Source organism: Candidatus Njordibacter sp. Uisw_056, from assembly GCF_047730085.1.
Lineage (GTDB): Bacteria > Pseudomonadota > Gammaproteobacteria > Pseudomonadales > Balneatricaceae > Njordibacter.
In genome coordinates this window covers 2,559,960-2,584,293 of sequence record NZ_CP159830.1, presented here as the reverse complement: position 1 = coordinate 2,584,293, position 24,334 = coordinate 2,559,960, and the positions used below count along the sequence as shown (strand labels likewise).

The 24,334-nt window shown below is 45.8% G+C and carries 21 protein-coding genes; 14 read left to right on the top strand and 7 right to left on the bottom strand.

Annotated elements, in window-relative coordinates; all coding sequences use genetic code 11:
* The first annotated feature begins 5 nt into the window (after positions 1-5).
* The 5 genes from pepP to ABXT60_RS12355 are packed head-to-tail and all read left to right on the top strand — an operon-like array spanning position 6 to position 5,503.
* Positions 6-1,319 carry a Xaa-Pro aminopeptidase gene (gene pepP, locus ABXT60_RS12375; protein ID WP_443630413.1) on the top strand — a complete coding sequence of 438 codons (1,314 nt, stop codon included), beginning with the start codon at positions 6-8 and terminating at the stop codon, positions 1,317-1,319.
* Entirely contained in the window at positions 1,319-2,656 is a 1,338-nt protein-coding gene (locus ABXT60_RS12370) for an FAD-dependent monooxygenase (protein WP_443630412.1), read from the top strand. Before pepP ends, ABXT60_RS12370 begins: the two co-directional genes overlap by 1 nt.
* The gene (locus ABXT60_RS12365) at positions 2,653-3,915 is read left to right on the top strand and encodes a UbiH/UbiF/VisC/COQ6 family ubiquinone biosynthesis hydroxylase (protein ID WP_443630411.1); all 1,263 of its coding nucleotides are present in this window, start codon (positions 2,653-2,655) and stop codon (positions 3,913-3,915) included. Before ABXT60_RS12370 ends, ABXT60_RS12365 begins: the two co-directional genes overlap by 4 nt.
* A gap of 10 nt (positions 3,916-3,925) precedes the next feature.
* Positions 3,926-4,312 carry a glycine cleavage system protein GcvH gene (gene gcvH, locus ABXT60_RS12360; RefSeq protein WP_443630410.1) on the top strand — a complete coding sequence of 129 codons (387 nt, stop codon included), beginning with the start codon at positions 3,926-3,928 and terminating at the stop codon, positions 4,310-4,312.
* Complete coding sequence (locus ABXT60_RS12355; RefSeq protein ID WP_443630409.1) at positions 4,313-5,503, top strand: class I SAM-dependent rRNA methyltransferase; 1,191 nt, start codon at positions 4,313-4,315, stop codon at positions 5,501-5,503.
* 49 nt (positions 5,504-5,552) lie between these two features.
* Here the strand turns inward: ABXT60_RS12355 and ABXT60_RS12350 are convergent, their stop codons facing one another.
* Positions 5,553-6,212: an HAD family hydrolase gene (locus ABXT60_RS12350; protein WP_443630408.1), complete on the bottom strand. Its 660-nt coding sequence runs from the start codon at positions 6,210-6,212 to the stop codon at positions 5,553-5,555.
* A gap of 118 nt (positions 6,213-6,330) precedes the next feature.
* Between ABXT60_RS12350 and ABXT60_RS12345 the strand changes: the two genes are divergently transcribed.
* Positions 6,331-6,852 (top strand): RNA pyrophosphohydrolase, encoded by a 522-nt coding sequence (locus ABXT60_RS12345; protein WP_443630407.1) that lies wholly within the window; start codon positions 6,331-6,333, stop codon positions 6,850-6,852.
* Positions 6,853-6,875: 23 nt separating this feature from the next.
* On the top strand, positions 6,876-9,152 hold the full coding sequence (gene ptsP / locus ABXT60_RS12340; RefSeq protein ID WP_443630406.1) for a phosphoenolpyruvate--protein phosphotransferase: 2,277 nt from the start codon (positions 6,876-6,878) through the stop codon (positions 9,150-9,152).
* Here ptsP and ABXT60_RS12335 read toward each other — a convergent pair.
* Positions 9,126-9,749, bottom strand: a complete 624-nt coding sequence (locus tag ABXT60_RS12335) for a LysE/ArgO family amino acid transporter (RefSeq protein ID WP_443630405.1) — start codon at positions 9,747-9,749, stop codon at positions 9,126-9,128. The two genes, ptsP and ABXT60_RS12335, sit on opposite strands and share 27 nt — an antisense overlap.
* Positions 9,734-10,525: an NRDE family protein gene (locus ABXT60_RS12330; RefSeq protein WP_443630404.1), complete on the bottom strand. Its 792-nt coding sequence runs from the start codon at positions 10,523-10,525 to the stop codon at positions 9,734-9,736. Before ABXT60_RS12330 ends, ABXT60_RS12335 begins: the two co-directional genes overlap by 16 nt.
* Positions 10,526-10,604: 79 nt before the next feature.
* Between ABXT60_RS12330 and ABXT60_RS12325 the strand changes: the two genes are divergently transcribed.
* From ABXT60_RS12325 to ABXT60_RS12310, 4 genes are read left to right on the top strand one after another with little or no spacing between them, the layout of a single operon-like run.
* On the top strand, positions 10,605-11,399 hold the full coding sequence (locus ABXT60_RS12325; protein WP_443630403.1) for a sulfite exporter TauE/SafE family protein: 795 nt from the start codon (positions 10,605-10,607) through the stop codon (positions 11,397-11,399).
* Positions 11,400-11,407: 8 nt separating this feature from the next.
* Positions 11,408-12,184 carry a prolipoprotein diacylglyceryl transferase gene (lgt, locus tag ABXT60_RS12320; protein WP_443630402.1) on the top strand — a complete coding sequence of 259 codons (777 nt, stop codon included), beginning with the start codon at positions 11,408-11,410 and terminating at the stop codon, positions 12,182-12,184.
* A 36-nt stretch (positions 12,185-12,220) separates the two neighbouring features.
* Positions 12,221-13,015: a thymidylate synthase gene (locus ABXT60_RS12315; RefSeq protein WP_443630401.1), complete on the top strand. Its 795-nt coding sequence runs from the start codon at positions 12,221-12,223 to the stop codon at positions 13,013-13,015.
* Entirely contained in the window at positions 13,012-13,515 is a 504-nt protein-coding gene (locus ABXT60_RS12310; protein ID WP_443630400.1) for a dihydrofolate reductase, read from the top strand. Before ABXT60_RS12315 ends, ABXT60_RS12310 begins: the two co-directional genes overlap by 4 nt.
* Before the next feature lie 38 nt (positions 13,516-13,553).
* On the opposite strand, the gene ilvD is transcribed toward ABXT60_RS12310, so the two are convergent.
* Positions 13,554-15,398, bottom strand: coding sequence for a dihydroxy-acid dehydratase (ilvD, locus tag ABXT60_RS12305; protein WP_443630399.1), 1,845 nt, complete (start codon positions 15,396-15,398; stop codon positions 13,554-13,556).
* A 36-nt stretch (positions 15,399-15,434) separates the two neighbouring features.
* Positions 15,435-16,763 (bottom strand): amino-acid N-acetyltransferase, encoded by a 1,329-nt coding sequence (argA, locus tag ABXT60_RS12300; RefSeq protein WP_443630398.1) that lies wholly within the window; start codon positions 16,761-16,763, stop codon positions 15,435-15,437.
* Between the two features lie 359 nt (positions 16,764-17,122).
* Here argA and glnE point away from each other — a divergent pair, with 359 nt between their 5' ends.
* Positions 17,123-20,044, top strand: coding sequence for a bifunctional [glutamate--ammonia ligase]-adenylyl-L-tyrosine phosphorylase/[glutamate--ammonia-ligase] adenylyltransferase (glnE, locus tag ABXT60_RS12295; protein WP_443630397.1), 2,922 nt, complete (start codon positions 17,123-17,125; stop codon positions 20,042-20,044).
* Here the strand turns inward: glnE and lpxL are convergent.
* Positions 20,035-20,955 carry an LpxL/LpxP family Kdo(2)-lipid IV(A) lauroyl/palmitoleoyl acyltransferase gene (lpxL, locus tag ABXT60_RS12290; RefSeq protein WP_443630396.1) on the bottom strand — a complete coding sequence of 307 codons (921 nt, stop codon included), beginning with the start codon at positions 20,953-20,955 and terminating at the stop codon, positions 20,035-20,037. The two genes, glnE and lpxL, sit on opposite strands and share 10 nt — an antisense overlap.
* Before the next feature lie 135 nt (positions 20,956-21,090).
* On the opposite strand from lpxL, the gene msbA reads away from it, so the two are divergent.
* Entirely contained in the window at positions 21,091-22,872 is a 1,782-nt protein-coding gene (gene msbA / locus ABXT60_RS12285; RefSeq protein WP_443630395.1) for a lipid A export permease/ATP-binding protein MsbA, read from the top strand.
* Between the two features lie 2 nt (positions 22,873-22,874).
* Positions 22,875-23,231 (top strand): diacylglycerol kinase, encoded by a 357-nt coding sequence (locus ABXT60_RS12280; protein ID WP_443630394.1) that lies wholly within the window; start codon positions 22,875-22,877, stop codon positions 23,229-23,231.
* A gap of 3 nt (positions 23,232-23,234) precedes the next feature.
* Here ABXT60_RS12280 and ABXT60_RS12275 read toward each other — a convergent pair whose 3' ends face one another.
* Complete coding sequence (locus tag ABXT60_RS12275; RefSeq protein WP_443630393.1) at positions 23,235-24,290, bottom strand: glycosyltransferase; 1,056 nt, start codon at positions 24,288-24,290, stop codon at positions 23,235-23,237.
* Positions 24,291-24,334: the final 44 nt, after the last annotated feature.

The following is a 24,334-nucleotide window of genomic DNA, read 5'->3' as shown; positions in this document are numbered from 1 at the left end:
ATGCCATGACTAAGTTAGCCACTATAGAATATAGCAAGCGACGTAAGGACCTAATGCAGCAGCTGCCTCAAGGAGCAGTTGTGATCATTCAGTGTGCTCCGGTATATATTCGAAACGGTGATGTAGAGCATGATTACCGTCAAGACAGCAGTTTTTATTATCTATCGGGTATGGTGGAGCCGCATACCACCTTGGTACTAGTTAATGGGCCAGAAGGCTGCTCCAGCAACATTTTTTGTCGTAGCAAAGACAAGTTACAAGAAATTTGGCATGGTCGCCGTCTAGGTGTGGATGCTGCACCACATACATTGATGATAGACAACGCATACACCAGCGAAACGCTAGTGGCGCAACTCATAGAGTTATTAGATGGCGCAAGCCAGGTGGTTTTCGGCTTTAGCCGTGACAATACTGCTGAGTTGGTGCAGCAGAGTTTATCTAAGTTGCGTGGCTTATCACGTCAGGGAAAAATATCTCCCACTCAGCTTGTGGACCTTGATCCTCTTGTAGATGCCATGCGTCTGTTAAAATCTGCCGCTGAAATAGATCAAATGGTGCGGGCTAGCAATATAAGTGTGGTTGCCCATAAACGCGCCATGAGTGTGTGCAAAGTGGGTATGAATGAATTTCAACTGGCTGCTGAAGTGCACCACCAGTTTTCGGTGCAAGGTAGTCAGCGCTTGGCGTATGGCTCTATTGTAGCGGGTGGTGACAATGCCTGCATTTTGCACTACACCAACAATGATCAAGTATTACAGGATGGTGATCTGGTATTAATTGATGCAGGTTGTGAGCTGGATCACTATGCTTCAGATATTACCCGTACTTTCCCAGTTAACGGCCGCTTTAGTGAAGCTCAAAAAACTATTTATGAGCTAGTGTTGTCCGCCCATACAGCGGCCTTAGCCTGTATTAAGCCTGGAGCGGTATTTACCGACATGCAAAATGCCGCAGTAGAGGTAATTACTCAGGGCTTAATTGATATAGGCTTGTTAACTGGTGAGCGAGACAAAAATATTGCAGACCAAAGTTATCGCAAATTTTATATGCATAATATTGGCCATTGGCTTGGCATGGATGTGCACGATGTGGGTATCTATAAATTCAATGGAGAATCCCGCCCACTTATCCAAGGCATGGTAACGACAGTAGAGCCTGGTATTTATATAGACCCAGACGATGCCAGCATTGCCCCTGAATGGCGTGGTATTGGCGTTCGTATTGAAGACAATATCTTGGTGACAAAAGATGGTTATCGTAACCTTACTGAATACCTGCCCGTGACTGTGGCAGATATCGAAACGTTAATGGCGGGCTAATGGCTGAAGATTTAGACGAACGCCCTATCGGCACTCAGTTTTCCAAAAGCTACGATATTGTTATTGTGGGAGGTGGTTTAGTTGGTGCGAGTTTATGTTTAGCGCTAGCTGGCACGGCAAAGGCTTATGGGTTATCTATTGCGTTACTTGATGTGGCACCCATAGGCGCTACAACACCCACAGCTGCAGGTGTTTTAGATGGGCGTGCCACAGCACTGGCTCTTGGTAGCCGCAACTTATTGCATAGTATCCACTTATGGCAACATTTACGTGGCCATGCCCAAGCCATCAACACTATTCAAGTGAGTGACCAAGGCCAGCCTTGGAAGAGCGATATGAAGGCCTCTGAGATGCAGCGTGAGGCCCTAGGTTATGTGTTGCAGAATCAGGCCATGGGGCAGGTTTTCTTAGAGCAAATAAATCAACGTTGCAGTGACTTTGTGCACCTCATTGATCAGGCAGAAGTGACGGCTATTGATAACTCACGTCAAAATAGTCAGCTGCAATATAAGCGCCTTGGGGAATGCGGCACTCTTACTGCACAGTTAGTTGTTATGGCCGACGGCGGACGGTCACATTTGCGCCATCAGTTGGGCATGTTTGATCAAATCCAAAATTATGATCAAGTGGCTTTAGTGGCTAATTTAGAACTAGACCGGCACCACTTTGGCCTTGCTTGTGAGCGATTTACCTCATCGGGCCCCTTGGCACTATTGCCCTTGCCCAGCGTCGAAGATAAACACCGTGCTGCCTTAGTGTGGACGCAACCCATTGCCCGCCAAGCTGAATTAGAGCAAATGCATGATGACCAGTTACTAGAAGAAATTCAACAAAATGTGGGTTATCCCATGGGCAAGCTTCGGGCTATTGGTGATCGCCAAGTGTATCCGCTCTCTCTAAGTGTTGCTGCTGAGCAGGCTAGACAAGGCTTAGCCGTTGTAGGTAACGCAGCTCATACGTTACACCCCATTGCTGGCCAAGGATTCAACCTAGCGTTACGGGGTAGTTTTGCATTAGCTGAATCAGTACTAAAAGCCTGTAAACAAGGCACCCCTATAGGTGACTTGACCAATTTAAACCAGTTTGTTGACATTAGCCGAAGGGACCAAGGACGTGTCATTGGTACCAGTGACAAGGTAATGAAGCTTTTTTCTAGTAAAAAGCTTCATTACTCTGTGTTAAGGCAATTAGGCCTATTAACCATGCAGCAGGTGCCTATGGTAAAGACCCTCTTTACCCGCGCAGCTATGGGTTTAGATGTGCCTTTGGCAGAGGTTTTAGTGATGCCTCCGGTAAACAATTTTGCTTCAGAAAACAGCTGTGAGACAAATCTATGAGCCAGTTCGACATAGCTATAGTTGGCGCGGGAATGGTGGGTGCAAGCCTTGCTTGTGGCCTAATAGATGCTGGTTTTAAGGTGGCCTTAATTGAATCTGGAGAATTAAATCCTTCGCAAAATTGGCCACTAGGGCAGGTAGACGCGCGCGTATCCGCGTTAAGCTTAGCCTCTGAAAATTTGCTAAAAAACCTCAATGTTTGGCCTGTTTTAGCAAATATGGCACGTTTCCAAGCCTACAGTGCTATGCATGTTTGGGATGCCTGTGGCACCGGTCGGCTTCACTTTACTGCCGCCGAGCAACATTTGCCTTATTTGGGCCATATTGTTGAAAATTGCACGATTACGTCAGCCTTGCACCAAACTCTAGCGCACAAGCAATACCAACTTTTCGAACACAGTGAAATTGTCGACCTGACTTCACAAGAAATATCGCCAAGGCGCTTAAGCTTTGCCAGTGGTGAGCAAATTAGCGCTTCCATAGTAGTAGGAGCTGACGGCGCTAATTCTAAAATTAGGCAGTTAGCAGGGCTACCTACCCGCGAGTGGGATTACCCTCATCACGCTTTAGTGACCCGTGTTAAAGTGACTAAAGCGCATGAAAACACCGCATGGCAAAGGTTTACCGAGGACGGTATATTGGCCTTTTTGCCCTTGTCTACTGCTGCTGAAGAAAGCCCAGACAATCATTATTGTTCTATCGTCTGGTCACGTCCAAAGGCACAAGCAGAGGCGATGCAACAACTATCAGAAAATGACTTCTGTCACGCCCTAAGCCAAGCCTTTGAGGGCCAGTTAGGCGCTGTGATTGAAACTGATCAGCGCCACGTGATCCCGCTTAGGCAGCGCCACGCCAAACGTTATGTACAGGCCGGGCTGGTTTTGGTGGGCGACGCAGCTCACACCATACACCCCTTGGCTGGCCAAGGGGTTAATTTGGGGTTTCTTGACGTGTCCGCTCTAGTAGAAACGTTAAAACAAGCCCAGCAGCAAGGCCATGATATTTCCAGTCTAAAAGTGTTAGAAAATTATCAGTCCCTAAGACGTGGTGATAATCTTCGCATGATGAGCTTAATGGAGAGCTTTTCTAGATTATTTGGTAATCAACATCCTATGCTAAGTTTATTGCGAAATACAGGCATGAACTGGGTGCAAAGACTAAGCCCAATAAAACAGCATTTAGCGCAACAAGCTATGGGAGTAGGTGTGCACTTACCCCCATTATCACAAGCGCCCCAACCCATAAAAAATACCCTATAAGGACACGATTATGAGCGACTTACCTCAAGGCTTAAGCTATGTTTCAAGCCATGAATGGATCCGCAATGAAGGTGACGGTATCGTCACCATTGGGGTGACAGATTTTGCCCAAGAGCAATTAGGCGATGTTGTATTTGTTGAGCTACCAGATGTAGGCACACAGCTTACGTCTGAGGATGAATTTGGTGTAATCGAGTCTGTTAAAGCTGCCTCAGATCTATTTGCGCCTGTTTCTGGCGAAGTAATTGCCATTAATGAGCAGTTAGATGATGACCCAGAGTTAGTGAACTCAGACCCTTATGGTGATGCCTGGCTATTACAAGTACGGTTAACTCATCCAGAAGAGTTGGAGCATTTGTTAGACGCTGAAGCCTATAGCCAATTGTGTGACGAATAAATGCCAGATTTAATTTTAAAACCAAAGTCGGATCGCCGTTTACGTCAGGGGCACTTGTGGATTTACAGTAATGAAGTTGATGTAAGTAAATCTTCTCTGCAAAGCTTCCTACCGGGTGAGCAAGTGAATGTGTTGGATGCCAAAGGTAAAGCCTTGGGTACTGCTATTATTAATCCTAAGCAGCTTATTTGTGGCCGTTTAGTGAGCCGTAAAGCTGATGAACCTCTTAATCGTGAACGTTTGGCGAGTAGGCTTAAGTCTGCCTTAGTGAGCAGAGAACAGCTGTTTGAAGACCACTGCTACCGTTGGGTGTATGGCGATAGTGATGGGTTACCGGGGTTAGTGATTGACCGTTTTGACCAAGTTATCGTGGTACAGGTGTCTAATGCTGGTATCGAGCTTTTGCTTGAACAGTTGTTGCTAGCTATCAATGAAGTGGTGCCGGGCCTCAACATTTTGCTTAAAAATGATGGCAAAATGCGAGCCATCGAAGGCCTAGAGGATTATGTGCGGGTGGCTCAAGGAGAGGTGCCAAAGCTTGTACCCCTAAAAGAAAATGGGGTGAGCTTTTTGGCACCTGTATGGGATGGGCAAAAAACGGGGTGGTTTTATGACCACCGCTTAAACCGCCGTAGAGTGCAAAAGCTATCACAGGGCAAGCGGGTTTTGGACATGTTTAGCTACATTGGTGGCTGGGGCGTGCAGGCTGCTGCAGCGGGTGCTAAGGAAGTTATTTGTGTGGATGCCTCGGCCCAAGCGCTAGACTTGGTGCATCAACAAGCCCAGTTGAACAATGTAAGTGATAAAATACATAGCCTAAAGGCAGATGCCTTTGCTGCGATGAAGCAGTTGCATGAAGATGGAGAACGTTTCGACATAGTCATCATTGACCCACCAGCCTTTATTGCCCGTCGCAAAGACATCAAAGCGGGGGAGTTGGCATACCAGCGTGCTAATCAGTTAGCGATGCGATTGTTAAATCCAGAAGGCATCTTAGTGTCTGCTTCATGTTCCATGCATTTAGAACGAACGCGCCTTACTCAATTGCTGCAAGAGGCCTGTCGTAAGAATGGTCGTCTGGGGCAAGTGCTAGAACAAGGAGGCCAGGGCGGTGATCACCCTGTACACCCGGCTATTCCAGAGACTGATTACTTAAAGTCCGTTATTCTTCGCACTTGGTATGAGGCCTAACTTTTTTGTGGGCCTGGTGCAACGGTGCAATGCTTACTGAAGGCGCTATTTAGCGCAAACTTATTACTGGCCAACCATGACTTTGTGCGTGGGCCTCAAGTGTTGCATCTGGGTCTACGGCAATGGGCTCATCTACCAATGCTAATAATGGTAAATCATTGTGAGAATCACTATAGAAACAGGCTCCTTCAATGCTATAGCCGTTTAGTGACATCCAATGATTAAGCTTGTCAATTTTCCCTGCTTTAAAGCAAGGAGCACCGCTTAACTTTCCTGTATAGCGCCCGTTTATAACCTCGGTGGGTGTTGCAATTAGGTGAGGGATGCCAAGGTGTTCAGCAATGGGTGCTGTGATAAAGTCGTTGGTAGCGGTGATGATAACCAGCACATCACCTGCCTCACGGTGCTGCTTTAATAAGGCTTGGGTTTTAGGTGCAATCATGGGGATAACTGTTGTTTGCATAAACTTCTTGTGAATAGTGCTAAGTTCAGTTGCCTCGTGCTGCATTAGCGGTGCAAGGGCAAACTCTGCGTAGGCCACCATGTCTAAACTACCAGCCAAATAGTCTTGATAGAAAGCATCATTTCTTGTGCCATACTCGTCCCTATTAACAAGCCCTTGTGCCACCATGAACTCACCCCATCCATGGTCGCTATCACCAGCTAATAATGTATTGTCTAAATCAAACAAAGCGAGCCTTCCTTGCATTGGTATTCCTATATTAATGGGGGGTAAAACATTATTTTAGCTCATTTTCATCTGTGGTTGTTGTTGGCTGCCATTTTGTGGAACAATGGGGCAAATATATTTTGTATGGTGCAAAGCCGTGATCGATAAAGATGGTTTTCGCCCCAATGTAGGTATTATTCTGGCAAATGCCCATGGACAAGTGCTATGGGCAAAACGTTTGGGTTGGGATGCGTGGCAATTCCCCCAAGGAGGCATTGATGCCCATGAAACGCCAGAAGAAGCCTTATTTAGGGAACTTAAAGAAGAAATTGGCCTGTCGCCAGAACATGTAGAAGTACTTGCCTGTACTCGTGGTTGGTTGAGGTATCGTTTACCTAAACGGATGATTCGCCAAGGCCAGCAACCTTTATGTATTGGTCAAAAACAAAAATGGTTTTTGTTGCGTATGCTGGCGCCAGATTCAGCAGTGCAAACAGCAACCACGAGTAGCCCAGAATTTGATGCCTGGGAATGGGTGAGTTATTGGTACCCAGTAGATCAAGTGGTGTCTTTTAAGCGCGAGGTTTATCGTCGTGCTATGAAAGAACTTTGCCTACGTCATTCACGGCTGGTTTATCATCATGGATTAATTATTCCCAGCCATGCCCAGAGCCAATAATGTATAGTTAGGAACTGAACTAAATGCTGCATAGTTTGCGTAAAATAATCCAAGCAGTGAGTGCTGCTGAGGATTTACAATCGGCCTTAAACCTGGTGGTACACCAAGTTCGCAGGGCTATGCGCACTGATGTGTGCTCTATTTACCTGCATTTCCCCCAAACTGACAATTACGTGCTCATGGCGAGCGAAGGGCTTAACCAAGCATCCATTGGCCACGCGTGGTTACCTTCGGGCAAAGGCTTGGTGGGTTTAGTGGGTCTTAAATCAGAAACTATTAATCTTAAGCGGGCTGCCGAGCACCCTAATTTTCATTATGTACAAGAGACCGGTGAAGAAGCCTTTAGCTCTTTTTTAGGTGTGCCTATAATTCATCACCGTAAGGTGCTGGGCATCTTGGTAGTTCAGCAGCGTGACGAACGCCAGTTCGATACCGAAGAAGAGGCGATGCTGATCACTTTATCGGCGCAACTTGCAGGTTTTATTGCCCACGCAGAGGCTACTGGTGGCGGTTTACGGCAGGATACGTTGGCAGATGGCGAAAGCCTAGACTTACACTATGAGGGAGTGAGTGGCTCTGCGGGTGTGGCGATTGGTTACGTCGCAGTTATTGCTCCGCCGGCAGACTTAGACAAAGTTCCTGATCGAAAATGTCGTGATGCAGAAACAGAAGTTGAAGCGTTCCAAACAGCGCTAGAAGCGGTTAGGCGTAAAATAAAGATTATTAGCCGCACTTTGGCCCGCAACTTAAAAAACCAAGAGCAAGAGTTGTTCGAAGTATATATGCGCATGTTAGATGACAACGCCCTTGCTGGGGAAGTCATTCAACATATACGCCAAGGGCAGTGGGCACAAGGCTCCCTAAGACGAGTTGTGCAGCAGCATATCCGGGCATTTGAAGCCATGGAAGATCCATATCTACGCGAAAGGGCGTCTGATATCCGCGACCTCGGGCGACGAATTTTAGCAGAGTTACAACAAACTAATACCGAAGTGCGTAAGTTTGAAGACGCTACTGTATTGGTAGCAGAAGAAGTGACGGCAGCGATGTTGGCTGAAGTGCCTGCTGATAAACTCAAAGCAATTATCTCTACGCTGGGTTCGAATAACTCTCATGCTGCTATTCTGGCTCGATCTATGGGCATTCCTACCATTATGGGTGCAGTAGACTTTCCTTATCGGCGTATGGAAGGCCAAGAGGTGGTTATTGATGGTTACATGGGGCGAATCTTTCTTAACCCAAGCCAAGACTTGCGCCGTCAATACGAACAAGCCATTGCTGAAGAAGACTCGTTTACTAAAGAACTAGAAATTTTAAGAAATGTTCCTGCACAAACACGTGATGGTCATACAGTGCCCTTGTTAGTTAATACTAGCTTACCACTAGATGTAAGTCGTTCCTTAGATCAGGGTGCTGAGGGTGTAGGTCTATACCGTACTGAAGTGCCGTTTATGATTAAGGAGCACTTCCCATCGGAAGACGAACAGACTGAGTGTTATCGTACTCAATTACATGGGTTTGCGCCCCTTCCTGTAACGATGCGCACCTTGGATATTGGTGGTGATAAAAACCTGCCTTATTTCGCTATTAAAGAAGATAATCCGTTTTTGGGTTGGCGCGGTATTCGGGTAACGTTAGATCATCCAGAAATATTTCTGGTGCAAATTCGTGCCATGCTCAAGGCTAGCGAGGGATTGGACAACTTGCGCATCATGTTACCCATGATCACCCACGTTAGTGAGATAGATGAGTCTATTCGTTGGATTGATCAAGCATTTTCAGAACTCTGTGAAGAAGGTTACAAACTGGTGCGTCCACCCATCGGTGTGATGGTGGAAGTGCCTGCTGCCGTTTATCAAGCTAAGCATATTGCGCAACGTGTAGACTTTATGTCGGTTGGCAGTAATGATTTAACTCAGTATATATTAGCAGTAGACCGAGATAATCCCCAGGTAGCAGATTTGTATCACACAATGCATCCTGCCGTATTGATGGCGCTGCAACATGTGGTAGACGCCGCTAAAGTGGCTGATATCCCAGTAAGCTTATGTGGCGAATTAGCAGGAGACCCTGCTGGTGCACTGCTGCTTATGGGTATGGGTTACGATAGTTTGTCGATGAACGCAGCTAGCCTTCCAAAAGTGAAGTCAGTCATTCGTAACTTTACCTTGAGCCAAGCGGAAAAAATGTTACAACATGCCTTAGAGCAAGCCGGGGCTGATGGTGTGCAGCAAGTCATTCAAGACAACCTCAAGGCTGCTGGTTTAACACGGCTACATAGTCGATATGTGGGTAATTAACCCTGCTGCAATGCTCCACATAATGAGTCCGATGAGACCATCAAGTACTCTCCATGCAGCAGGATTTCTAAATATAGGCATTAGCCATTTAGCCCCCCAAGCCAAGCCAAAAAACCAAATAAAAGAGGCGCTTACTGCGCCAAAGCCAAACCATAGCTTTTCACTGCCTACATACTGACTACTAATGCCACCCAGTAGAACCACCGTATCTAAGTAAGCATGAGGGTTAAGTAAACTGACACTAGCAGCAACAGTAAGGGCTTTTATAAGTGAGTATTCACTACTGCTAGAATCTAGTTTCATTGAGTGGTCACTAGCTGCCGACTTAAATGCTAAAGCACCATAAATCAACAAAAATAAAGCCCCACCCCAAGTGATCCATAACCATAAATCTGGCTGGGCTTGAACTAAAGACCCCATACCAAATATGCCGAGGCAAATTAGGCTGGCGTCAGTAATACTGCAAAAAAGCGCTACTGCGTATTGATGCTGGTTGCGCAAAGCGCGATTCAATAAATAAGCATTCTGGGCTCCAATAGCAACAATTAGCCCAGCACTTAGGGCAAGGCCATTAATGAAAATTAAGCTGGCATGCATAATGTTTTATTGGTCCAGTTGAAGTGTTGCTCTAATGGTGTCGCGTGATCAAAACAGGTCTCTAGAATGTCTATTTTGCCATTTTTGTCGCGGTATACACTAATGCATGTACGGGTGCCATAATTGTAGTCAGGGGCGTCGATAAAGCAAGCGGATAGACGTCTTTCCCAGTCTATGGGAATGCCTGTTTTAGGAAGTTTTTGGTCTTCAGCAATCTTGGTATGCTGCATCATTTGTTGTAGCAGCTGGTGTTGGGGAGGCTGGTGCAAAGTTTTCTGCAATCTGTCTTTAACATCGTTCACCTTTGGCCAATCGCTATTCAGGCAGCCATTACTTAGGCCGTATAGCCCTGCTGGCAGTATTTGTGGTTGGCAGTGTTCTTGGTTGGCACAATAAACGAGCTGGTGGTTATCCCAAAGTAATAAATTAAAGCCTGCGAACTGCTCCATTTGAAGCTCTGCTGCAAATTCTATTGCCGTTTTATTTTGACTTAGAAAATCAACTGCTAATCTGCCTCGCGTTTTAAATGTGGCTAAATCATTGGCAGGAGCCTTAGCGTTGGTTGTTGGGCGCATATTTGTCACTGCAGCCCAACGGCCATTCTTATGCACTGCTAGCCAGGTACCGCCTGCTTCCAAGTCTTTTCCAGCTAATATGTCGATATTAGGCCACCAATGCATATTCTCAGTAGGTCTATGGCGAAACTCATCACGATTGGCTGCCATGATTAGTGGGTAGTCGGTATCAAGTAGGTGGGCTAAAACAATCAGGCACATGGGAAATTGGCTATCCTAAACTTTGCGCTTATGCAGCGGAGCGTAGATAATAGCCTCTTTCTTACCTAGAAGTGAACGCATGATTTTTGTTGCTTATATGGTCCTTGGCGCGATCGCTGGCATGTTAGCAGGGCTATTTGGCATTGGCGGTGGTATTATTGTGGTGCCAGTATTGGTATTAGCCTTTAATCTGCAAGGTATAAACCCCGAAATAGTATTTTATATGGCTATTGCAACCTCACTAGCCAATATCATATTTACGTCTTTAAGTGCCATTCGTACCCACCACAAAAAAGCTGCCATTGAATGGTACTTAGTAAAGCCTATTGCTGTTGGAATGCTTGGTGGATCTTTTATTGGCGTTAATACTGCACTCACTATCCCTGCCATATACCTACAAGCCAGTTTTGGTGCTTTTGCCATCTTCTTAAGCTTAAGAATGATGTTTTCGCAACTTGGTGCCGGCACATTGCACTTACCTGGTACCCTAGGCTTAGGAGTGGCTGGCGCACTTATTGGTTGGGTGTCAGTCCTATTTGGTATTGGTGGTGGTAACTTGCTGGTCACATGGTTATCTAATCGTCAGTTGGTCATACAGAAGGCTGTGGCTACTGCAAGTGCTTGTGGTTTTGCTATTGCCATATCCGGTGCAGGGTCTAATGCTATATTGGGGTGGGGTAACCCTATGTTGCCGCCACACAGTTTGGGCTACATCTATTTGCCTGCATTACTTGGCATCGTGTCTACCAGCTTTGTTGCCGCTGCCTATGGGTCTATGTTGGCACATCAACTATCACCGCAGTTACTGAAGCGATTGTTTGCGTGGATGCTACTCTTAATGGGTTTGAGAATGTTAATAAGTGTTTGGTTTTAAGGATAATTATGCTTACTTTCCCCAATATTGATCCAGTTCTGATCCAGTTAGGCCCTTTAGCGATTCACTGGTATGGGCTAATGTACTTATTGGCCTTTGGCTCTGCATTATGGCTGGGTAATCGCCGTGCAGCATTAGCAGGATTTACTAAACAGCAAGTGAGTGATTTGATTTTCTTTGGTGCCATTGGCGTGGTGCTGGGTGGGCGGTTAGGCTATATTTTATTCTATCAATTTGAAGCCTTTTTATTACAGCCCAGTATGTTACTTAAAGTATGGCAAGGCGGGATGTCTTTTCATGGTGGTTTACTAGGGGTCATTTGTGGTGTTATTTGGTTCGCACACAAATATCAGTTTAAATTTTATCAGGTGATGGACTTTGTTGCTCCTATTGTACCCATTGGCTTGGGTGCAGGGCGCTTAGGTAACTTTATTGGTGGTGAGCTTTGGGGGCGTCCTACAGACCTACCTTGGGGTATGGTGTTCCCCCATGTAGACGCATTAGCAAGGCATCCTTCGCAACTCTACCAGTTGGCCCTGGAAGGCGCTTTATTGTTCTTAGTGCTTTGGCTCTACTCAGCCAAGCCTAGAGCCGCCTTACGTGTTTCAGGATTGTTTTTAGTAGGTTATGGCTTACAAAGATTTGTCGTAGAGTTTGCTCGTCAGCCAGATGCCCATTTAAACTATGTAGCCTTTAACTGGATGACTCAAGGGCAATTGTTGTCTCTACCAATGATTGCTTTAGGGGCTTATTTTTTACTACGCAAGACCTTGATTAAAGGTTAAAATAACACGTCTTTTATTTTTGTATGGGCTTTTTATATGCAGCAGTATCTCCAACTAATGCGCCATGTGCGCGATACCGGTGCTTTGAAGGAAGACCGCACTGGTACTGGCACCTTGAGTGTTTTTGGTTATCAAATGCGCTTTGATTTGTCTCAAGGTTTTCCCGCGCTAACCACTAAAAAACTACACCTAAAATCTATTATTCATGAGTTGTTATGGTTCTTACAAGGCTCCACAAATATCCAATATTTAACAGATAATGGTGTTCGTATTTGGGATGAGTGGGCTGATAAAAATGGGGATTTGGGTCCAGTGTATGGATCTCAGTGGCGCTCATGGCCAAAACCCGATGGTGGCCATATAGACCAAATTAGTCAAATAGTTGAGCAGATAAAAAGTAATCCAGACTCGCGCCGCTTAATTGTGAGTGCGTGGAATGTTGGTGATGTAGAGCATATGGCTTTACCTCCATGCCACATGATGTTTCAGTTTTATGTAGCCAATGGCAAGTTATCCTGCCAGTTGTACCAACGTAGTGCCGATATTTTCCTAGGCGTGCCGTTTAATATTGCAAGCTACGCGTTATTGACGATGATGGTTGCCCAAGTTTGTGGCTTAGAGGTTGGGGATTTTGTTCACACACTAGGTGATGCGCATCTGTATTCTAACCACTTGGAACAAGTTGATTTACAATTATCTCGAGACACCATAGCGTTGCCACAAATGCACATTAACCCTAAAGTGAATGATATTTTTGAATTTAAGATTGACGACTTTGAATTATTTAATTATCAGGCGCATCCGCACATCAAAGGAGCGGTTGCTGTATGACTATTGCCTTAATTGTTGCTGCTTCAAAGAACAATGTTATTGGTCGCAATAACCAGCTACCTTGGTATTTACCAGGTGATTTACAGTATTTTAAAGCGATGACTCTAGGTAAACCGGTTATCATGGGCCGCAAGACATTTGAATCTATTGGTAAACCCTTGCCTGGGCGAGACAATATCGTCATTAGTCGCCAAGCAGACTACCCATCTGAAGGGATTAAGCTAGTATCAAGTCTCGATCAAGCAGTTGCCTTGGGTGAGAGTATTAACCTGATTAATGGTGCTGAGGAAGTGATGATTATTGGTGGGGCACAAATTTATGCAGAATCATTAGATTTAGCAGATCGTGTTTACCTTACCCGAGTGCATCGCCACGTTGAAGGAGATGCTTATTTTCCTGACCTAGACGATGAACTGTGGCATGAGATCGCTCGTGAAGATATTTCGGCAAAAGAGCCCAACCCGTTTGATTTTAGCTATCTAGTTTTAGAGCGGAGTTAACCACGCCATTACCGCTTTAATAATGGCGTGGTTGGGGTTTAATCCAGCAGACTAATGTCTCGGATTGCGCCCTTATCTGCGCTGGTTACTGTTTTAGCATAAAACTTAAGAGCAGAGCTAACCTTACGCGGGCGATCAGCTGCAGGCATCCAGCCTTGCTTACCCTTAGCATTCATTTCTTGGCGACGCTGCTCAAGTTCATCTTCACTAAGCAACACATCAATGCTGCGGTTCGGGATATCGATCCGAATGCGGTCACCTTGTTCAACTAAAGCAATAGTGCCGCCACTAGCTGCTTCTGGTGAAACGTGCCCAATGGACAAGCCAGAGGTGCCCCCTGAGAAACGTCCATCAGTTAATAGAGCGCAGGCTTTGCCCAAACCTTTAGTTTTAAGGTAGCTGGTAGGGTACAACATTTCCTGCATCCCTGGGCCACCTTTAGGTCCCTCATAACGAATGACAATGACGTCACCTTCTTTCACTTTATCGCCTAATATATCTGCTACAGCTTGGTCTTGGCTTTCACAAATGTAAGCTGGGCCTTCAAATAACCAGATGCTCTCATCGACACCAGCAGTCTTAACTACACAACCGTCTTCTGCTAGGTTGCCCGTAAGGACAGCAAGGCCACCTTCAGTGGAGTAGGCATTAGCCAAATTGCGTACACACCCATCCACACGGTCGTCATCAACAGTTGGCCAGCGTGTGGCTTGGCTAAATGCAGTTTGCGTAGGTATGCCCGCAGGGCCTGCTGTGTAGAATTTTTTAACTGCTGCATCCTCAGTGACTGTAATATCCCATTTAGCAAGAGCGTCTGCCATGGTTGGGCTATGCACAGTGGGTAATTCTGCGTGCAGTAAACCTGCACGGTTGAGTTCACCTAATATAGCAAAGACACCACCAGCACGGTGGACGTCCTCCATGTGATACTTTGGTGTGCTAGGGGCCACCTTGCATAACTGTGGAACTTTACGAGAGAGTTCATCAATATTAGACATATCAAAGTCAATTTCACCTTCTTGGGCTGCAGCCAACAAGTGCAATATGGTGTTGGTAGAGCCACCCATAGCAATGTCTAAGGTCATTGCGTTTTGAAATGCCTTAAAACTAGCAATGTTTCGTGGCAGTGCGCTTTCATCATCATTTTCATAATAACGCTTACATAACTCCACTACCGTTCGACCTGCTTCTAAGAACAGTTCTTCGCGATCTGCGTGGGTAGCTAATAAGCTACCATTTCCGGGTAAGGATAAGCCTAGAGCCTCTGTTAAACAGTTCATCGAGTTGGCGGTAAACATACCTGAACAAGATCCACAGGTAGGGCAAGCAGAGCGCTCATATTCGGCGACAGTTTCATCACTGGCCGTATCGTCAACAGCAATAACCATGGCATCAACAAGGTCTAGTTTACGATCACCTAGTTTAGTTTTTCCCGCCTCCATAGGACCACCGGAAACAAAAACGCACGGAATATTGAGGCGCATTGCAGCCATAAACATTCCCGGGGTGATTTTGTCACAGTTAGAAATGCACACCATGGCATCAGCACAGTGGGCATTTACCATATATTCAACGGAGTCAGCTATGATGTCTCTTGATGGCAAGGAATACAGCATTCCGTCATGTCCCATGGCAATGCCATCGTCCACAGCAATGGTATTAAACTCTTTTGCAACACCGCCAGATTTTTCTATTTCGCGCGCCACTAATTGACCCATATCTTTAAGGTGAACGTGCCCTGGAACAAATTGGGTGAAGGAGTTGCACACAGCAACAATAGGCTTTTGAAAATCGGAGTCGGTCATTCCTGTTGCGCGCCATAAAGCACGTGCGCCTGCCATATTGCGGCCAGCTGTTGAAGTTTTAGAGCGATAAATGGGCATGGGATAGGTGCCTTATAATAAATTGTGTTAAGTGGGTTAGAGCAATTCCTTACTAAAGACTTTTGAATTGCGTTGGAAGTTGTATAACGACTGCCTACTAGTGGGCAGCTGGGCTAAGTCGGCGGCAACAAAACCATTTTCTATAAACCAATGTGACGACGCCGTTGTAAGAACAAATAGGGTTTGTAGTCCCATATGGCTAGATTGCTTTTCTATATGGCGCAATAGCACTTGCCCCCGATCTCCGCCGCGATAATTAGAGTCAATGGCCATGCAGGCTAGTTCTCCTTGGCGCGCATCGTCAAAGGGATAAAGTGCTGCACAGCCAATAATAGCACTGTCTCGCTCGATTACACTAAAGTAATGAATTTCAGATTCTAATAATTCGCGCGAACGGCGCACTAGCACCCCATCATCTTCTAATGGGCGGATCAGTTGTAAAATACCACCTACATCATCAATACAGGCATTACGAACTTGTTCGTAGCTTTCTTTAATGATCATTGTGCCTGACCCGTCACGGCTAAAGAGTTCACTAAGTAAGGCACCATCCTCTTGGTAACTTAACAAGTGCCCTCTTGCAACCCCAGCATCACAGGCTTTGGATAGTACATCAATATGCATGGATAAATCAGTCCAACTATCCCCGCTACTTTGATGCTGGTGGACAAGGCGATGCCCGGCACGAGTGAGTAGCTCAACAACCTGTTCACCACGGGAGTTGCTAATGCCTTTATCAGCTCCAAATACGATCAGTTTATCGGCTTGCAGGCTAGCGGCAACGCGGCCTGCAACCTGCGCTGCAGCAAGGTTAAAGGTTTCTCCTGTGGGTGAATATCCTAAACAGGAAATCAGTACAAGATTACCTTCATTGAGCTGTGTGCTAATAGCTTCTGAATCAACGCGCCTTACTTCGCCCGTATAGGCAAAATCTACCCCATTCTTAACACCAATAGGTCGTGCGGTAATAAAGTTACCACGGCTAGTCCTAATTCGAGAACCTTGCATGGGCGAATTTGCTATGCCCATAGAAAAGCGGGCCTCTAGTTGCATCGCTTGACGGCCAACAGTGGCCTGAACTAACGCTAGTTGTTCTAAATCGGTAATGCGTAAGCCGTTATGAAAATGACCCTCTAATGAGACTTTAGCACAGGCTTTTTGGATTTGAGGACGGCTACCATGCACCAGCACAAGCTTAACGCCTAAGCTATTAAGTAGGTTAATGTCGTGAATGGTATGGGCAAAGTTAGCGTGGGCTAGGGCTTCACCGGGTAAATAAATGACAAAAGTGCGACCGCGGTGAGCGTTAATGTAGGGCGCAGAATGACGGAACCAGTTCACATATTGCTGATTGGTTTCGATCACTTTAGTTACCTATGGCTATGCTGTGGGAAAGGTACTATTAAGCCGCGCTGAAGCTCTTCTGTCAATCACACAGGGACGACTTATTTAGAAAAAACCCACATCAGCTTTTTGGAAGCTTTAATTGTATCATTTAGGCGTCTAGTGCAGGGCAAACTATAGGCTACCATTAGGGTTGCCAGACAGGCCCCCTAAGCCTTGATGCAAGTTAATGTTACAAAAACAATGTATCACTTGATTATATATGAATCTTTCCGTTAGGGTCTAAAGTTAAAGACCAACCCTAATGACAGGTTAACCACTCTAGGCTACCATCAGCCATCTGTTTTTGGCCCGGCAATATAACCTTGGGAGTAATGTTTATGGCGATTGTTGTTGCGCCAGAAAATCTGCACGTAATTGATGCACTTCCAGACGCACTGAGAAATGAATTTCAGCAGCGGTTCGACGCACTTATGCAGCTTCCCCGCGTCGATCAATGGACATCCCCTGCCCAGCAGCTACAGCTTATTGATGTGATTATTGCGAGCCCCTTTTCGGCACACGTTTTTTTGCTTAACCCGCATTTGCTCAACCATACTTTTCTTGTGGCAGCTCTTTCAAAAAAACAGTTGCAGGTTTTGTTGTCTGAAACTATGGCTAAAGTCACTAATGAAAAACAGTTGCATCAGTGTTTAAGGCGATTTAGAAAAGCGCATCAAGTGCGCTTAATTTGGCGCAATCGGTGTGGTTTAGGGACTAGTCAGGAGTTGGTTGAAGAGCTGTCGAATCTGGCAGACGCATGCGTAGGCGAGGCTTTAAAGTGGCTACATAACGACAGCGCAAACCAATGGGGACAGCCTGTTGACGGCGACGGCAAACCGCAGGAATTAGTGGTATTAGGCATGGGTAAGCTTGGTGGCAGGGAGCTAAACTTATCCTCCGACATAGACCTGATATTTAGCTTTCCTGCCGGTGGAGAAACTCAAGGTGGTAGGCGGTGTATAGATAACCAACAGTTTTTTATTCGTTTGGGACAGCGGCTCATTCAAGCCATTGATATGGTCACTGCTGACGGGTTTGTGTTTCGCGTAGATATGCGCCTAAGGCCTTATGGTGCAAGTGGTGCCCTGTGTTTAAGTTTTGATGCTATGGAAATATATTATCAACAACAAGGGCGTGAATGGGAAAGATATGCGTTTATTAAGGCTCGTGTGGTTGCTGGGAACCAAACCCACGGTGCACAACTGTTAGAATTATTACGTCCCTTTGTGTATCGAAGGTACTTAGACTATAGCGCCATTGAATCCCTGCGCAGCCTTAAGCAAATGATTGCTAGTGAAGTTCGTCGTCGAGGGTTACAGCAAAACGTAAAGCTTGGCACTGGTGGTATACGCGAAGTAGAGTTTATTGCCCAAGCGTTTCAGTTGATCAGGGGTGGGCGAGACACCCGGTTACAAACGAGTAGCTTAATGGCAGTATTAAATTGTCTACCGCAGACAGCAGGCTTAGCGATAGCTGATGTGGAAAAACTGCGTAATTTTTATTGGTTCTTACGCGATGTGGAACACGCACTGCAGGCAGTGCATGATAAACAAACCCAGGACCTTCCCACCGAAGAGGCTGAGCAAGCAAGGCTAGCTTTGGCACTAGCGTTTTCCTGTTGGCCCAAATTGCAAGCACAAATTAATATCGCTAGGGGCTTTATCCATCAACAGTTTGAGCTAGTGGTAGCTCTAAAGGAAGCTAACGAGCCCCAAGGACTAGCACATCCATTAACTCAGTTGTGGGCTGAAATTTCTCATAGTGCCCGACACACTGATCAACTTACTCTTTTGCCTGAGTGGCAGGGTATATTAACCCAAGCTGGTTTTGCTGATTCTAGCTATATTTTGCAACAGCTATGGGCGCTCCACCAAAGTCGTGCTGCCCAAACAATGCAGCCTGTAGCGCAAGAACGCTTAACTCAATTAATGCCTCAGATTTTACAAACAGCAGCGCAACAGTCGGACCCCGCACTCACCTTGTCCCGAGTGCTTGTGCTTGTTGAAGCTGTTCTAAGGCGTTCTGTGTATTTGGTGTTATTGCTGGAAAATCCAGCCGCCTTAACGTTATTGATTCAACTATGTGCTGCTAGCTCCTGGTTTGCAGACTTCTTGGCTCGCCAGCCGTCCTTACTTGACGAATTGTTAGACGTTAATAGCCTGTTTAACGTACCGGATGCGATGGCGTTAAAGCAAGAGTTGGAGCAAAGTCTTTTGCGCTTGCCAGAAGATGACACTGAACAACTAATGGAGGCGCTTAGGCACTTTAAACATGCTCATTTGCTACGTATTGCAGCTCAAGAAGTGACGGGGCGTTTGCCGCTAATGAAAGTTAGTGATCAGCTCACCTATTTAGCGGAGGCCGTGGTGGGGCAGGTTAAGCATTTGGCATGGCGTGAACTGAGTGAGCGCCATGGAAATCCACAAAATGAACTAGGTATTAGTGATGACTTTATTGTTGTCGGGTATGGAAAAGTAGGTGGTTGGGAGCTGAGCTATGGTTCAGACTTAGATCTGGTATTTATTTATGATATGCCCTCCCAGACTGAAACAGACGGGCTCAAACCGGTGGCTAATAGTGTCTTTTTTACCCGCCTTGGGCAGCGCATGATCAGTTACTTAAACACGGTCACTGCTGCTGGCCGGTTATTCGAAGTAGATATGCGGCTGAGGCCTGATGGTGCTAAAGGGTTATTGGTTTCTACTTTGGCTGCATTTACGCAATACCAGTTGCATGAGGCCTGGACATGGGAACACCAGGCTCTTGTAAGGGCTAGGCCTATTGCAGGTAGCCACAAACTATCCAAAGACTTTATTGCCGTTCGCAAAGAGATATTGTGCCAAGCAAGGCAGCAAGAACCATTAAAACAAGAAGTGATTGCTATGCGAGAAAAAATGCGCCAACAGTTAGCTAGTAAACCAGATGCAGATGGGCTGAGAGCGCAGTTCCACCTTAAGCATGATGAGGGGGGCATTGTTGATATGGAATTTATGGTTCAGTACGGTGTGCTTGCTTACGCCCATAAATTTAGCAGCTTACTCACCTATACTGACAACATTCGTATTTTAGATGCCTTTGAAAAGCAGGAGATTTTGACAGAATATCAGGCCAATGATTTACGTGAGGCTTATCAGGCCATGAGGGCTGTCGAGCACCGACTTACGCTGCAGAACCAAGCGGGCGAGGTTGCTTCTGATGAGTTGGCTGACCAACGCCAAAAAGTAAAGGCCGTGTGGGCAACTATGATGGGTTATTTGTAAATAGTAGGACCATTGTTTGGGCGGGTTTTAAAGCGCCGATGTAGCCACAAGTATTGGCTGGGTTTTAGGCGTATTTTTGCTTCAATAGCTGCGTTTAATTTTGTCGCATCGGCTACAAGATCACCACTTGGGATGCTGGCCAAACTGTCAGATACTGTGAGTAAATAACGTTGATCTTGGTGTGTTCGATGATGGCTAAACTGCAGTACTTTAGCGCCTGTAGCCAAAGCTAAGCGGCTAACAATCGGTGTAGTGGCAGCATCTATGCCAAAAAAAGGTGCAAAAACAGAGCGGTCTAGGCCAACATCTTGATCTGGTGCTAGCCACACAATTTTTCCTTGCTTAAGAAGCCTCATAACCTGGCGTATGTCTTCTCGCTCTACCATACCCGGTAAATGATTTAACCTTCCACGGCGAATAATGCTGTCCATTAAAGCATTACCATGGCGCTGATAAGTGGCATAGTATGGGTAACTAGGGGCTAATAAAATGCCACCTAGATCAAGGCTAGTATAGTGGGCACCCACCAATAGTACGCCGCGGCCTTGTTTTTGTGCGTGTTCAATTAATTTTCCGCCTTCAATGGATACCCGACGACTTAGGGTGTCACGGGAACTCCACCACGCCATCGCGGTCTCAATAATGCCCACACCATTATCTGCAAACGTTTGACGCAGCATATACTGTCGTTCTGATGCTGTTAAATGACTAAAACACAGAGCAATATTGGTCTGGGCAATAGATCTTCTGCGGCTAGATAACTGATATAATATCCATCCAATAGCTCTGCCTATTGCCATGCGCCAGTTCCAAGGCAGGGTAATGATTAGGCGAAGGCAGCCTAAGGCAAACCAAATGGGCCAGTATTTAAATGCGTAGAACTTGGTGAGCGAAGGTTTGTAGGATGGCATAGAGAATTCAAACGAGATTAAGGGATGAATGAGCCAGTTACATTGCTGATTCAATTGATAACAGGGCCTTAGTTTACACTGAGCTAGCGATACCAGCTAGAGAAACTAACGCTCTATTTGATGTAAGGACAATAAATGAGTAAGCCAGTAAGTCCAGTTACGGCTAACAGCACTCAACCGACTATAGGTGCTTGGAGAGCCTATAGGCGCCTATTGGGCTACGTGCTGCAGCACGGCGTAGTCTTTTCTGTGAGTATTGTTGGTTTTGTTCTTTTTGCCTTAACCCAGCCAGCTTTTGCCAGCCTAATGGAATATATGGTGGACAGCGTTGAAAGCAGTGATAGTGAGGCTCGGATTTTAATACCTGCTGCAGTTTTGGCAATATTTATGGTGCGTGGCATAGGCTTTTTTTTGGGTAACTACGGTATTACCTACGTGGCAAGAAGGGTAATTCATCAGTTACGCTTGGCCATCTTTGATCGACTATTAGTACTTCCTGCCCGATTTTACCACCGTAATGCGTCGGCAACCCTGTTATCAAAGCTCACGTTTAACGTAGAACAAGTCACTGGCGCAGCAACTGATGCACTTAAAATATTTGTCCGTGAAGGACTCACTATTGTTGGTCTGTTGGCTTACATCGTGTATTTAAACTGGCAGCTCTCTTTAGTGTTTTTAACTGTGGGGCCATTTATTGGCTGGGTGGTAAATAAGGCCTCCAAGCGTTTTAGAAATATTAGTACTAATTTGCAGGACAGCATGGGGCAGGTTACTGCCAGCGCCAGTGAAGCGATTAAAGGTTATGAGGTGGTGCGAGTGTTTGGTGCACAAGATCAGGAGCGAAAAGGCTTTTCGGCTGCCAGTAATAATAATAGGCAGCAGGCCATGAAGTTGGCTTTGGCGGAATCTATTTCTACGCCGCTAGTGCAAATGATTGTGGCAGTGGCTATGGCCAGTTTAATTTATCTTGCATTGCACCCCAGTATAATTAACACCATGAGTGCAGGGCAATTTATCGCATTTGTTACGGCCTCAGGTATGCTCACTAAGCCACTGCGTTCGATGACAGAAATTAACAGTATTTTACAGCAAGGCATTGCCGCATCTCAGAGTATTTTTACCTTACTCGATGAAGCCCCAGAAACTGATCAAGGGACTCAATCCATGGGACGAACAAAAGGTCTGATCACCTTTGAAAATGTAGATTTCAGTTATGATGACCAGCCATTATTGACTAACATTAATCTTGTCATTCAACCAGGTCAGGTAGTGGCATTAGTGGGGCGTTCTGGCAGTGGTAAGTCTACCTTAGTGAACTTGCTGTTACGGTTCTACGAACCTAAAACAGGGCGCATTTTACTAGATAAAGATGACATTCAAGACCTGACTCGGGTCGATTTGCGTCGTCAGGTGGCCTTGGTCAATCAGCAAGTGGTGCTGTTTAATGGCACTATTGCCCAAAACATTGCCTATGGCGCCATGCATGATGCCAGTGATGCGCTTATTATAGCGGCTGCTAAGGCTGCCCGAGTCACGGAATTTACGGATCGTATGAGTTTAGGTTTGGACACTATGGTGGGCGAATCTGGTGTGCTTTTGTCTGGAGGACAACGGCAGCGTATTGCTATTGCCAGAGCACTATTAAAGGATGCACCTGTATTGGTGCTGGATGAAGCTACATCGGCTTTAGATACGGAATCAGAACGCCATATACAAGCCGCATTAGATGAAGTTATGGTGGGTCGAACCACTTTGGTGATTGCCCACCGCCTGTCAACTATTGAGCAGGCAGACATTATTTTAGTGATGGACCAAGGCCATCTAGTGGAGCAAGGGAGTCACCAAAAGCTTATCGATCAGCAGGGGCTTTACGCCCATCTGCATCAACTGCAATTCCAATCGGTTAAGGGTGCTTAAGTGTGAATGGTAAAATTTACAGCTTAACACGCTTGGTTAAAGCATTTGTTTATTCTTGGCGTGGTCTTAAATTTACCTGGCAAAACGAAACAGCTTTTCAGCAAGAGATCCTGGCTTTACTTGTTATGTTGCCTTTAGCTTTTTGGTTGCCAGAGACTCGTATAAAAAGTGCCTTATTGGTGATGAGTTTGTTTGTTGTGCTTATTACTGAGTTAATCAACACCGCAATTGAAGCCGCTATAGATCGCCATGGGGACGAGCACCACCACTGGGCTGGTGTAGCCAAGGACGTAGCTTCTTCAGCTGTTCTATTAGCGTTGATACAATGCGCAATAGTGTGGCTATTAGTGCTATTTTAACAATTAAACTACATTAGGGTCTATTTGTTGGCACAACACCGTGGCAATTTTTTGGCGAACACTGGTAGGGCTGTACTGGTCTCTAGAGGTAACATAAGCGGCCTCACACATGGCCTGGTAATCCTCAGCCCTTAACGCTATAGCTTGGGCTAGGGTGTCGGCTAAACTTTCAGCGTTGATATCGCATAATAGCCCATTGTGTAGATGTTCAATAATACCTTGGGGTCCTCCGCAGCGGGTGGCAACCACAAGACGTTTTCTAGCCATAGCTTCAATCACCACCATGCCAAACGTTTCTCCCCGAGATGGCAGGCAAAAAATATCTGCAGCATCAATAAACTCGTCTCGATTTTGGTTGCTTACCCAATCTAAACGCTCAGTAATGGAGCTCAAATCTAATTGCTTAATCCATTTATTTACTTTTTTATGCCAACGGCCCTTGCCAGCAATGACTAATCTAAATTTAATATTACGGCCACTCAAAATAGCTGCGGCTTGTAAAAGTATGTCCTGGCCTTTAGTTCGGCGCAGAATACCCATTGTGGCAATGACTGGGATTAGCTGAGGGGGTCTACTTGTGGGTTCTATGGGGTTCAATTCAACTAAATTGGGGATCACTTCTAACGCGCCAGTATAGCCTTGCTGTTGAGCAAACTCAGCGAGCACAGGAGAGACACAAATCAATAGGTCCGCAGCATCTATTCCTACAGCAGTGTAGCTATGAAGAACTAGAATTAGTTGACAATTTTTGGGTAGGGCTGCTCGGGCAAGTTCAGCATCAATGGGTTTGTGAACAATGACAAGATCTGCATCTTGCTGAAGAAATAGTTGCTTAAGGCGTTTAACTGCTATGTTTTTTAACAGGGGTAAACGCGTGCGGGGGTAATCAAGCAGCACGTAATCAAGCTTGCGTTGCTTTAATAACGGTTCTAATTGTGCCTTGGGGCGAATGACAGAAGTGACTTGATGGCCTAATTGGCGTAAATTGTCACTGTAATGTAAAAAAGTCTGCTTAGGCCCACCTAAGTCTTTACCGGATATCAGGTTGACGATCTTCATTGTTGTCGGCGTCACTAAAAATAAGAGTTAACATTAGTTTAACA

Coding starts and splice junctions, on each gene's coding strand:
- pepP (WP_443630413.1), top strand. CDS start 6: ATGACTAAGTTAGCCACTATAGAATATAGCAAGCGACGTAAGGACCTA.
- ABXT60_RS12370 (WP_443630412.1), top strand. CDS start 1,319: ATGGCTGAAGATTTAGACGAACGCCCTATCGGCACTCAGTTTTCCAAA.
- ABXT60_RS12365 (WP_443630411.1), top strand. CDS start 2,653: ATGAGCCAGTTCGACATAGCTATAGTTGGCGCGGGAATGGTGGGTGCA.
- gcvH (WP_443630410.1), top strand. CDS start 3,926: ATGAGCGACTTACCTCAAGGCTTAAGCTATGTTTCAAGCCATGAATGG.
- ABXT60_RS12355 (WP_443630409.1), top strand. CDS start 4,313: ATGCCAGATTTAATTTTAAAACCAAAGTCGGATCGCCGTTTACGTCAG.
- ABXT60_RS12350 (WP_443630408.1), bottom strand. CDS start 6,212: ATGCAAGGAAGGCTCGCTTTGTTTGATTTAGACAATACATTATTAGCT.
- ptsP (WP_443630406.1), top strand. CDS start 6,876: ATGCTGCATAGTTTGCGTAAAATAATCCAAGCAGTGAGTGCTGCTGAG.
- ABXT60_RS12335 (WP_443630405.1), bottom strand. CDS start 9,749: ATGCATGCCAGCTTAATTTTCATTAATGGCCTTGCCCTAAGTGCTGGG.
- ABXT60_RS12330 (WP_443630404.1), bottom strand. CDS start 10,525: ATGTGCCTGATTGTTTTAGCCCACCTACTTGATACCGACTACCCACTA.
- ABXT60_RS12325 (WP_443630403.1), top strand. CDS start 10,605: ATGATTTTTGTTGCTTATATGGTCCTTGGCGCGATCGCTGGCATGTTA.
- lgt (WP_443630402.1), top strand. CDS start 11,408: ATGCTTACTTTCCCCAATATTGATCCAGTTCTGATCCAGTTAGGCCCT.
- ABXT60_RS12315 (WP_443630401.1), top strand. CDS start 12,221: ATGCAGCAGTATCTCCAACTAATGCGCCATGTGCGCGATACCGGTGCT.
- ABXT60_RS12310 (WP_443630400.1), top strand. CDS start 13,012: ATGACTATTGCCTTAATTGTTGCTGCTTCAAAGAACAATGTTATTGGT.
- ilvD (WP_443630399.1), bottom strand. CDS start 15,398: ATGCCCATTTATCGCTCTAAAACTTCAACAGCTGGCCGCAATATGGCA.
- glnE (WP_443630397.1), top strand. CDS start 17,123: ATGGCGATTGTTGTTGCGCCAGAAAATCTGCACGTAATTGATGCACTT.
- lpxL (WP_443630396.1), bottom strand. CDS start 20,955: ATGCCATCCTACAAACCTTCGCTCACCAAGTTCTACGCATTTAAATAC.
- msbA (WP_443630395.1), top strand. CDS start 21,091: ATGAGTAAGCCAGTAAGTCCAGTTACGGCTAACAGCACTCAACCGACT.
- ABXT60_RS12275 (WP_443630393.1), bottom strand. CDS start 24,290: ATGAAGATCGTCAACCTGATATCCGGTAAAGACTTAGGTGGGCCTAAG.